The organism is Candidatus Neomarinimicrobiota bacterium (assembly GCA_034716895.1).
Taxonomy (GTDB): Bacteria; Fidelibacterota; UBA8477; order UBA8477; family JABMPR01; genus JABMPR01.
The window spans coordinates 2,192-11,904 of the sequence record JAYEKW010000132.1 but is presented as its reverse complement, the minus strand read 5'-3'; the positions used below and the strand labels follow the sequence as shown (position 1 = coordinate 11,904).

The window sequence follows — 9,713 nt, the reverse complement described above, 5'->3', positions numbered from 1 at the left end:
TTGCTGTTCAGCACATACTGTTATAATTAATACACATGCAACTGTACATTCAGTGACTGTTAGAGATTTTATATTGTCAGAGTTCGACAAACTCTGTTTGCTGCGACATAATTGTCGGTAAATACTGGTTTTAAAACCATTCGTGCAATTAGCGTAATTCGCGGTTTGTCTTCTTGAAGTGGTCGATGTAGGACTCGAACCTACGACCTCCCGGATGTGAACCGAGCGCTCTAACCAACTGAGCCAATCGACCGTTAAATCGCGATTAATATAAACGAATAGAAGCAAAACTGAATATTGAATATCAAACAAGGATTGAAGACTGTGCGAAGTAGTGAAATACTTCTTTATTCGAAATTCCTTATTGGCTATTCTGCATTCATAATAAATCCATCCAGGCCGAGCGTATCATCTCGATGGCCAGGGCTACCAGTAGCAAACCCATGATGCGACTCATAATTTCCAGGCCTTGTTCACCGATGAATTTCTTGATGTAGCGAGCATAGTACATGGCTACCCAGAAGATCACCAGGTTTACCAACATTGCTAATAATGGAACCCAGGGACCGTATTGAGCTACCAGAAGAATAATGGCGGTAATAGCACCTGGCCCTGCAATCAAAGGCGTAGCCATGGGAATTACAATATCTTTACTGTAATCCTTGTCCTCCCCTATTGAGATATTCAAAACATAAAGTAATCCCAGCAGAAGGAGAATGAGACCACCACCCACCTGGAAGGAAAATATGGAAATTCCAAAAAACTCCAGAACGCCCTCGCCAATAAAAACAAAGACAGTTAACAGGATAAATGAAACCCTGATTGCTCGGTGGGCACTCCGTTTGGATCGTTCTTCGGAATAGTCTTTGGTCAAGGTCATGAAAACAGGCAGACCACCAAAAGGATCCATGATCACCAGCAGGGTGACAAAGGCATGCATAAAACCATCAAAATCCAAGATCATGTTGTTTCCTTCCAGGCATTTTTTGTGGCTTCTATCGCCAACTTTATCATCAGTTTTGGAACAGCAGTGTGTATCTGTGTTGCTCCTAATTTTTTCAACAAAACAAAATGCAACTGAGTATTAGCTACTTTTTTATCCCGGCGCGTGGCTTGCTCAATGGCATCTGCGTTCAGTCTGTCAACGGTTACTCGCAAGGGAATTCTTAGCAATACACGAGCCAGATCAGCCCAATCCCGCTCCGCGAATTGCCCGACTTGATTGGAGAGCCAGCCAGCACCATACATGCCCAGAATAACAGCCTCACCATGACGAACCTCACCATAGCCCAGAGTGGTTTCAATGGCATGTCCCAGTGTGTGCCCAAAATTCAAGATCCGTCGCAGATCAGTTTCTTTCTCGTCAGCTTCAACCACTTCAGCCTTAAGTTCACAGCTGCGAGTGATGACCCGAACCAGAACATCAGCCGGAGTTGAATTCAACAATTCATCCATATTTGAGGTCAGAAACTCAAAATAATCGCGGTCTAAAATAGCGCCCATCTTAAGCATCTCAGCATATCCGGATACCCGATCCCGCTGACCAAGACTGACAAGCGTACTCACATCCAAGACCACCAGATCGGGTTGATAAAAACTGCCGATGAGATTTTTACCACTACTATGATTAACACCCGTTTTACCCCCAACAGCAGCATCCACCATGGCAAGCAGTGTGGTGGGGATATGGATCAGTTTGATCCCCCGGTACAGGATACTGGCCACAAAACCACCCAGATCTGTGGTTACCCCGCCACCCAGCGTAATAATGGTTCCGCTACGCTCCACTCCCTGTTCGATCAGGGCAGAAATAACCTGCTCAGCCGAAGCCAGGGTTTTGTATTCCTCACCATCAGGGATCAAAATAGTTCGGGTCACCACTCCAGCAGTTTTAAGACTCTCCCGTAATGCTGCTCCATAAAGTTCATTCACCTTACTATTGGTGATAATACCTACGGGACCGGATGCATCAATGCTTTCTAATAATTGTGGCAAATCAGACAATAGATCGGCACCGACAAGCAGCGTGTATTTGCCCACCTGGTGAGCGATTTCTATGCGAATGGTTTCAGGCATACAGCTCTACCAATTGATGTACAATGTCTGTGGCAAGCACCTCTGGCAAAACACCCCCGCTGCTAATACGAACCCTGGCAGCTCTGGTATAGGCATCCCGACGTGCCAGCAGAATTTCATTGAGTTGCACTAAGGTATCCTGACACCCATTCAGCAGAGGACGATTAGGAGAATGCTCCAGTCGTGCTGCTGCTTCAGCCGGCGAGAGATCCAGCCAAACCACTGTTTTATCCTGGAGAAATTTCAGATTCTGTTCCTGTGTGACCACTCCCCCTCCACAGGCAACAATGGCATCTTTAAGGTCACTGGTTTTTTCTAATAGCTGTGACTCATAAGTACGAAAATGCGCTTCACCCTGTTTTTCAAAAATACTGGAGATATCCAACCCGGTCAACACCTCGATCTCATGATCCAGATCAACAAACTGCCAGTTTAAGATCGTGGCTAAAAATTTGCCAACCGTACTTTTCCCGGCACCCATGAGTCCAATCAAATAAATACATCTGACACCTGATGGCATAACCATACTCATACCCCGGTTGCCGCAATATGGGTTCTGATCTGTTCTAGAGAATCACCGCCAAATTTTTCCAGAATGGCATCGGTGAGAACCAGAGCCAACATGGCTTCACCAATTATCGAGGCAGCCGGAACAGCACAGGCATCTGTCCGCTCTTTGTGAGCCACACCTGGCTCACGAGTCTGTATATCTACCGAGCGCAGGGGACGCGCCAGAGTCGGGATCGGTTTCATGCTGACCTGGATCCGAATCATTTCACCATTGGACATCCCGCCTTCGATTCCACCAGCATGATTAGTGGTCCGCCTAAGTGTGTTACCTTCTTTAATGATCTCGTCATGAACAGCGGAGCCTGGTACTGCTGCCACATTAAGACCATCACCAATGTTCACTGATTTTATAGCGTTAATGGACATCATGGCAGCGGCCACACGGGCATCCAGTTTACGATCCCAATGGGTGTAGGTGCCCAAACCAACGGGAAGACCTGAAGCCAGCACTTCAAACACACCACCGACTGAATCGCCCTGATGGCGGGTCTCATCAATATGATCGGTCATTCGTTGGGTGACAATTTTGTCCAAACAACGGACCGCTGATCTGTCAGCCCAAATGTTTAATTCAGTTAGCTCTGTGATAGGCGCAGAAGGCGCTTTTTCAGGACCAATCTGGATGACATGGCTGGCGATCTCAATTCCCAATTCCTTGAGAAAGGCACGACAAACCGCCCCCAGAGCAACGCGCATGGCTGTTTCGCGTGCGGAGGAACGTTCCAGAACATTACGGATATCTGTGAAGCCAAATTTTTGGACACCAGCCAGATCTGCGTGACCTGGTCGCGGTAAGGTAACTTCAGAAACGACACCGTCAGGTTCAGTATGGGACATGATCTCATCCTGCCAGTTTTCCCAGTCACGGTTTTGAATCCAAAGCGCGATAGGAGAACCCAACGTTTTCCCATGGCGCAGACCGCTGAGAATTTCAGCATGATCCTGCTCGATCTTCATGCGACCACCACGACCGTGCCCCTTTTTTCGTCGGAGCAACTCCACAGCAATGGCTTCTTCAGAGAGGGGTACTCCTGCTGGGAAGCCTTCCAGAATTCCGGAAAGTCCTTTCCCATGGGATTCACCGGCAGTTAGAAATCTTAAGTGCTGTAACATGTTCGTAATTCCAAACTTAATGAGTTCTTTGAAAAACTCTCTCGCATGCAAAGGCGCAGCGTTTTTATAAAAGTTATATGTCTGTGCATAAATAACCCTTGCGTCTTTGCGAACATTGCGAAAGTCTTGTTTGATCGGTTCGTTTCATCATTCGAATTTTCGTTTGAAACCGGTGATCTTGTTATGCACTGCCTCACGCATTTTATTCATCTTGATTCGGCTCCAATCCTGGGGTCCAAACCAGATATCCACTGAGGCCATGGCTTGATAGAGATACATATCCAGTCCAGAAACTGTTTGACAATCAGAAAAGATCGCTTCGGACAACAGCCTGGTATTCAGCGGACTAAAAATCGTATCAACCACCACTTCGATTGAGGCTAGAATATCCCCATCAAGGGGCGTTTCCCTGGTTTTGGGCTTCATCCCGATGGGGGTGCAATTTATCAGGCAATAGGCATCTTCAATAGGTTCAACAGCGGTCTCATCCCAGGCACAACCCTGAATTTTCATTCCCTCTGCTGAATTCCCCAAATCTTTGATCAATGTTTTGGCTCGCTTTGGGTCACGGGCTATAACCGTGGTCTGACCGGTACCGACGCGCGCTAATCCAAATGTAATGGCTCTGGCAGCTCCCCCGCTCCCCAGAACAACAACCTTTTTTCCTGCCAGATCCACATTGGCGGCTTCCAACGATTTAACAAAGCCATACCAATCGGTATTAAAGCCGGTGAGTTTCCCAGCATGACGACGAACACAATTGACTGCACCGATGGGAGCAGTACGATCATTAATCTCATCCAGATATGGAATTATGGCTGATTTGTGGGGAATGGTCACATTAAAGCCATCCAGCTTTTTGGCAGTTGGCAAACCTACCCAGCGTTCGAGACCATCTGCAGGTACTTTTATCTTTTTATATTCGCCATCCAGACCTAATTGCTCATAGATCCAGCTATGCATGAAGTCACTTACACTTTGTCTTGTAGGATCACCAATTACTGCAAATTTCACTTTGTACTCCTGGCTATTTTGCTCAACATTTTCCGGTAGGTCCGGTAACCTTGTGAGGGTTTAGAGCCTTCGAAACATTATAGTATCTATTCTGATAGCGATCGCAATTCATCAAAAAATCCTGGATAGGAAATATCCACACAAGCTGAATTATCCAGCTTTGCTGTTTGATCACTAATGAGGCCAGCCACTTCCATGCTCATGGCGATCCGATGGTCAGCATAAGTAATCACATCGCCTCCTTTTAGACGCGTGGAACCTTCAATACTGAATCCATCGGGACGTTCAAATATCCTGGCACCCCAGGCACTCATATTGGTGACAACTGCAGTGATGCGGTCAGATTCCTTGATCCTTAACTCTTCAGCACCATTAACCACAGTTTCTCCCTGCGCCTGAGAGGCCAGCACTGCAATCAGGGGCAGTTCATCAATAAGATTGGGGATGTGTTCCGGGTGAATGGTAATGCCCTGAAGCTTGGAATGACGAATGCGCAGATCTGCTATAGCTTCACCTTGACACTCTTCTCTATTGGCAATAGTGATATCCCCACCCATTTCCTGAACAGCATGGAGAAAAGCGATGCGAGTTGGATTGATCCCTACCCGCCGAATGGTCAGGTCAGAATCGGGCACCAGCAAGGCCGCTGTGATAAAAAATGCTGCTGCTGAAAAGTCACCAGGAATAGAAAAATCCATGGCCTGAAGGGGTTTTGTTAAGGGTTTTATGGTAACATCCCGGCCCTTGATCTTCACATTGGCACCCATGGCTTTCAGCATTTTTTCAGTATGATCGCGACTGAGGGCCGGCGATTTGACCGTGGTTTCACCTCTAGCATGCAGGCCGGCCAACAGGATAGCTGATTTCACCTGGGCGCTGGCGTAGGGCAAACAATAATCCAGAGCCCATAGATCGCGACCACTGAGCATGACTGGCAGAAATTTTCGTTCCCGGGCAGACACATTGGCACCCATTTGCTGCAGAGGTCGAAAAACCCTATCCATAGGTCGTTTACTGAGAGAATGATCTCCGGTGAATTGGACATGCAAAGGGTGAGCTGCCAGGAGACCCAGCATTAATCTGGCAGTTGTACCGGAATTTCCACAATTTAGAGCACGTTCAGGTTGACTGAAGGGTCTTTGGCCACCTCCTTGAACATGAATTACTCCATGTTTTTCCTCGATCTGAATACCGCAGTTGACCAGGGCTTCTCTAGTAGTATTTACATCAATACCTGGATTTAGATTTTCAAGCCGACTAACACCATCTCCCAGAGCGCTAAACATGAGTGCCCGATGACTGATCGATTTATCACCGGGTAATTTGAGTTCACCTTGTAATGCCATAGTGCGATCCTTTACTGGATCAGTTGAGTTCCTTGCCAACAGCTCTAGCTACCAAGCGGATCCGATCCATTAATTCCTGAAAGTCAGCTGGCAGTAATTGCTGCGGACCATCGCTGAGGGCCATCGCTGGATTCGGATGGACTTCCACCATCACGCCCTGCGCACCGGCAGCTACTCCAGCTAACGCCAGGGGTAACACTTTGTGACGTTTCCCAGCGGCGTGACTGGGATCAACAATAACTGGCAAATGGGATAATCGCTGGAAAGCCGGAATAGCACTTACATCCAGAGTATTACGAGTGTGATCCACAAAAGTCCGTATCCCACGTTCGCAAAGAACTACATGGTCGTTCCCTTCATTCAAGATGTACTCGGCTGCCAGAATAGTCTCTTTTATGGTGGCAGACATACCCCGTTTCAACAAAATCGGTTTTTGAGTACGGGCAGCCGCTTTTAAAAGCGTGAAATTCTGCATATTACGAGTTCCGATCTGAAGCATGTCAGTATATTCAGCAGTAACTTCCAATACTTCAGTATCCGTGACTTCAACCACTGTGGGAAGACCAACTTCAGCACTTACCTGCTTGATAATTTTAAGCCCTTCTACTCCTAAGCCCTGAAAGGAATAGGGTGAAGTCCGGGGTTTGAAGGCTCCTCCACGCAGAAGATGACCTCCAGCCGCTTTGACGGCCAAACCCACTTCTTTTGTCTGTTCGTAAGATTCAATGGAACAAGGACCGGCAATTACGGCAACCTGATCTCCACCGATACTGGCGGAACCGACTTTCACAATGGTATCCTGAGGTTGCCATTCGCGAGAAGCCAACTTATAAGGAGTACTGATTTCTATCACATCAGAGACTTCGGGCAATGCCTGAAGATGTTGTTTCCCACGTAAGGGTTTGGCTCCCATAACGCCTACCAGGGTTCGGGATTCACCTGGAGCTGGCCGGGGAACATATCCCAACTTTTCAATCTCACGCTGAACTCTATCAATTGCCGCTTGAGAGGCATTTATTTTCATAACTACGATCATTGCTATTTATCCTTCTTCATGAGCATATAAGGTTTTGTACTGACTCTAATTATGCAACCTAAATCGAGGTTCCAGTTCGTTCGACCACCAGAAATAAAGTTTGATTATCTTTCAAATCCTGAATACCCCACTTGTTTACCGTTAGTCCATATATCGCAGCTGCTCTGGCCGGCGCGATCACAGCAGTCGTATGGGAATAGTCCCCCGCCTGTAATTTGCGAGCTGCTTCAGCAGTGTCTTCAGCTTCGATCTGGGGAATGCTGGCAAAATTAGCTTCTAAATATTTCAAGCACTGTTTTAAAGCCTGGGGATGTGACCTGACCTCGGTGATCTGATCTATTGTTACGCCGGGTTGCATAATGAGACATTGATTGACCTGGATATGAAACATGGTACGCACCCTGCAGCGGGCTTTTGCCAAAGCGTGGATACTCTCATGCACCACACCACCGCGAGCATTTTCCATGGCGATGATTCCACGGTCGATCTCGAAAGTTGCCAGCTTGACCATGACTTCCTGACTACTCAGGCATGGTTTGGTCTCGATATCACCCAACTTTTTATCAGTGATATAGTTAAGCGTAGCCTCCTCTGAGAAACTACCGGGAATGCCTTGATAACCGATGATCTCAGGGGGTGAATCAGGACGGTAGATCCTGGCTTTGACAGCATGCACGGAGCGTGAAAAATCAGTGAGCATCTCTGCTGTGTAGGGATTATAGAACTGAAGGTCATGAAACAATTCCTCAGTATCCTGGCAGGTTTGTTCAACAACATGATGCACCTGGCGAAAACCGTGGGTATCCACGGCAGTAGGTTGAATATCCATCCCCTTCATCACCCGTCCCATGAAGTGCGTGATTCCCTGAGACCGGGCAGCCTGGCGATCGTGTTCTTCTACACTGAGATCGATGAGACGACAACCCCAGGACTCAAAGATCTTCCGCCATAGATCTGCTTTTTCCCGGGGAATCCGGCTGGGACAAAAGACCATCCGCAAATCACGATCCCTTTTGTAGGAATCAGGTCCAAACATGGGGTGTGTATTCAGGATTTGAACTGAGGCGGGCAATGTTTCAACCATCCAGTCACGAATACTGGTCTTGACGGAGGCTACATCGACAAACAATTGGTCAGTATGGGTCAGAGAAACGATCTGCTCCAGGAGTGGAGGCATACTACTAATGGGAACTGCCAAAAAAACTGTATCCTGCTCCATGACTGACTTAAGATCCTGCCAGATATATCCGGCGGACTCTACTGATTCAGCCAAATCATGGACATCATTTATTACTAATTGAAAATCCTTGGATAACAATTCGGCCAGCAATACGCCGAAACGTCCATACCCGATGATCCCGATGGTTGATTTCTTTTGATTCAATTTATATCATTCCTTCAATTCTAATGATTTTATCAACCCCGCTAGTCTTCCTGAGGCCATGGGCCGAAGGATCTCCTTTGACTGCCACGTATTGCCCGGACAGGGAGATTCTTCAGTCGTTACGCTCTTTTAGAAAGACTAGATCTGGCGATGCCTTTAGCGTTAGTCTTTCTGCAAAGCATGGGCTCTATACCCGACTTCGCTCTACGAGCTTCGTCGCGTTTGTTATCGCGCTGCGCTTGATAACAAAAAAAACCCCCGTCATATGACAGGGGTGATTGTATTCAAATATCAAATTTAAACCATCACCCAGCTCGCGTAAAAAAATAATATGTATGGATCTGTTTCATTGTGGGCTGAATATAGAACCTTGTCTATGGCATTCAAAGTTGAATGAGCCGGGCATCGCTTACTTGGCTAGAGTTGATCTCATAAGTATATTTGCCTGCACTGGAGGATATATGTCCAAGTTTAAAGCATCTCGACCGGCCGCTGTTGCCGGCATGTTCTATCCGGATGATCCTGTTGAACTTCAGGAACAGGTCAATCATTATCTATATGAGGAACCCTCTCCCAGCACCCAGGTACCCAAGGCGATCATTGTTCCCCACGCCGGGTATATTTATTCCGGTAGTGTTGCTGCCGCTGCTTATCGTAGCATCATGCAATACCGCCATGTGATCCGCAAGGTGATCCTGTTGGGTCCTGCTCATCGGGTTCCCCTGTCTGGACTGGCTGTACCAACTGTTGATGAATTCGAAACACCCCTTGGTAATATCAAGTTGGACACTAAAACCATTTCCAGCCTGGTGAATGACCTTTCACAGCTTACGTTTTCTGATCTGGCTCATGCTGATGAGCACTCTCTGGAAGTTCAATTGCCTTTTCTCCAATCCACCCTGGCCAGTTTTCGCTTGATCCCCTTTGTGGTGGGAAATGCTACTGAAATTGAAGTCGCAGATATCATTGAAAAGCTCTGGGGTGGCGATGAATGTCTCATCGTTATTTCATCCGACCTCAGTCATTTCCACAATTATGACAAGGCGGTCCGTTTAGATGGTGAAACTGCAACTGCCATTGAAACGCTAAAGGGCGATTCCCTCCCGGAGCAATCAGCTTGTGGACGGATTCCCATCAGCGGTCTATTGCAGGTGGCTCGACAACGAAAAATGAG

9 protein-coding genes and 1 tRNA gene are annotated in these 9,713 nt (G+C 47.2%); 1 reads left to right on the top strand and 9 read right to left on the bottom strand.

Going from position 1 to position 9,713, the window contains the following annotated elements:
• Positions 1–179: 179 nt before the first annotated feature.
• The 9 genes from U9Q77_08535 to U9Q77_08495 all read right to left on the bottom strand — a co-directional run bounded on the left by U9Q77_08535 (position 180) and on the right by U9Q77_08495 (position 8,539).
• Positions 180–253: transfer RNA gene (locus U9Q77_08535), tRNA-Val, on the bottom strand.
• A gap of 126 nt (positions 254–379) precedes the next feature.
• Positions 380–964: a MarC family protein gene (locus U9Q77_08530; GenBank protein ID MEA3287406.1), complete on the bottom strand. Its 585-nt coding sequence runs from the start codon at positions 962–964 to the stop codon at positions 380–382.
• Positions 961–2,076 carry a 3-dehydroquinate synthase gene (gene aroB, locus U9Q77_08525; GenBank protein ID MEA3287405.1) on the bottom strand — a complete coding sequence of 372 codons (1,116 nt, stop codon included), beginning with the start codon at positions 2,074–2,076 and terminating at the stop codon, positions 961–963. The genes U9Q77_08530 and aroB overlap by 4 nt, the downstream gene beginning before the upstream one ends.
• Positions 2,069–2,602: a shikimate kinase gene (locus tag U9Q77_08520; protein ID MEA3287404.1), complete on the bottom strand. Its 534-nt coding sequence runs from the start codon at positions 2,600–2,602 to the stop codon at positions 2,069–2,071. The genes aroB and U9Q77_08520 overlap by 8 nt, the downstream gene beginning before the upstream one ends.
• A gap of 2 nt (positions 2,603–2,604) precedes the next feature.
• Positions 2,605–3,759, bottom strand: coding sequence for a chorismate synthase (gene aroC / locus U9Q77_08515; protein ID MEA3287403.1), 1,155 nt, complete (start codon positions 3,757–3,759; stop codon positions 2,605–2,607).
• A 147-nt stretch (positions 3,760–3,906) separates the two neighbouring features.
• Positions 3,907–4,773 (bottom strand): shikimate dehydrogenase, encoded by an 867-nt coding sequence (gene aroE, locus U9Q77_08510; GenBank protein MEA3287402.1) that lies wholly within the window; start codon positions 4,771–4,773, stop codon positions 3,907–3,909.
• 86 nt (positions 4,774–4,859) lie between these two features.
• Positions 4,860–6,119, bottom strand: coding sequence for a 3-phosphoshikimate 1-carboxyvinyltransferase (gene aroA / locus U9Q77_08505; protein MEA3287401.1), 1,260 nt, complete (start codon positions 6,117–6,119; stop codon positions 4,860–4,862).
• A gap of 19 nt (positions 6,120–6,138) precedes the next feature.
• Positions 6,139–7,155 (bottom strand): 3-deoxy-7-phosphoheptulonate synthase, encoded by a 1,017-nt coding sequence (gene aroF, locus U9Q77_08500; GenBank protein ID MEA3287400.1) that lies wholly within the window; start codon positions 7,153–7,155, stop codon positions 6,139–6,141.
• A 58-nt stretch (positions 7,156–7,213) separates the two neighbouring features.
• Positions 7,214–8,539 carry a prephenate dehydrogenase/arogenate dehydrogenase family protein gene (locus tag U9Q77_08495; GenBank protein ID MEA3287399.1) on the bottom strand — a complete coding sequence of 442 codons (1,326 nt, stop codon included), beginning with the start codon at positions 8,537–8,539 and terminating at the stop codon, positions 7,214–7,216.
• A 461-nt stretch (positions 8,540–9,000) separates the two neighbouring features.
• Between U9Q77_08495 and amrB the strand changes: the two genes are divergently transcribed.
• On the top strand, positions 9,001–9,713 hold a 713-nt coding region (amrB, locus tag U9Q77_08490; GenBank protein MEA3287398.1), incomplete at its 3' end, for an AmmeMemoRadiSam system protein B.

Coding starts and splice junctions, on each gene's coding strand:
- U9Q77_08530 (MEA3287406.1), bottom strand. CDS start 964: ATGATCTTGGATTTTGATGGTTTTATGCATGCCTTTGTCACCCTGCTG.
- aroB (MEA3287405.1), bottom strand. CDS start 2,076: ATGCCTGAAACCATTCGCATAGAAATCGCTCACCAGGTGGGCAAATAC.
- U9Q77_08520 (MEA3287404.1), bottom strand. CDS start 2,602: ATGGTTATGCCATCAGGTGTCAGATGTATTTATTTGATTGGACTCATG.
- aroC (MEA3287403.1), bottom strand. CDS start 3,759: ATGTTACAGCACTTAAGATTTCTAACTGCCGGTGAATCCCATGGGAAA.
- aroA (MEA3287401.1), bottom strand. CDS start 6,119: ATGGCATTACAAGGTGAACTCAAATTACCCGGTGATAAATCGATCAGT.
- aroF (MEA3287400.1), bottom strand. CDS start 7,155: ATGATCGTAGTTATGAAAATAAATGCCTCTCAAGCGGCAATTGATAGA.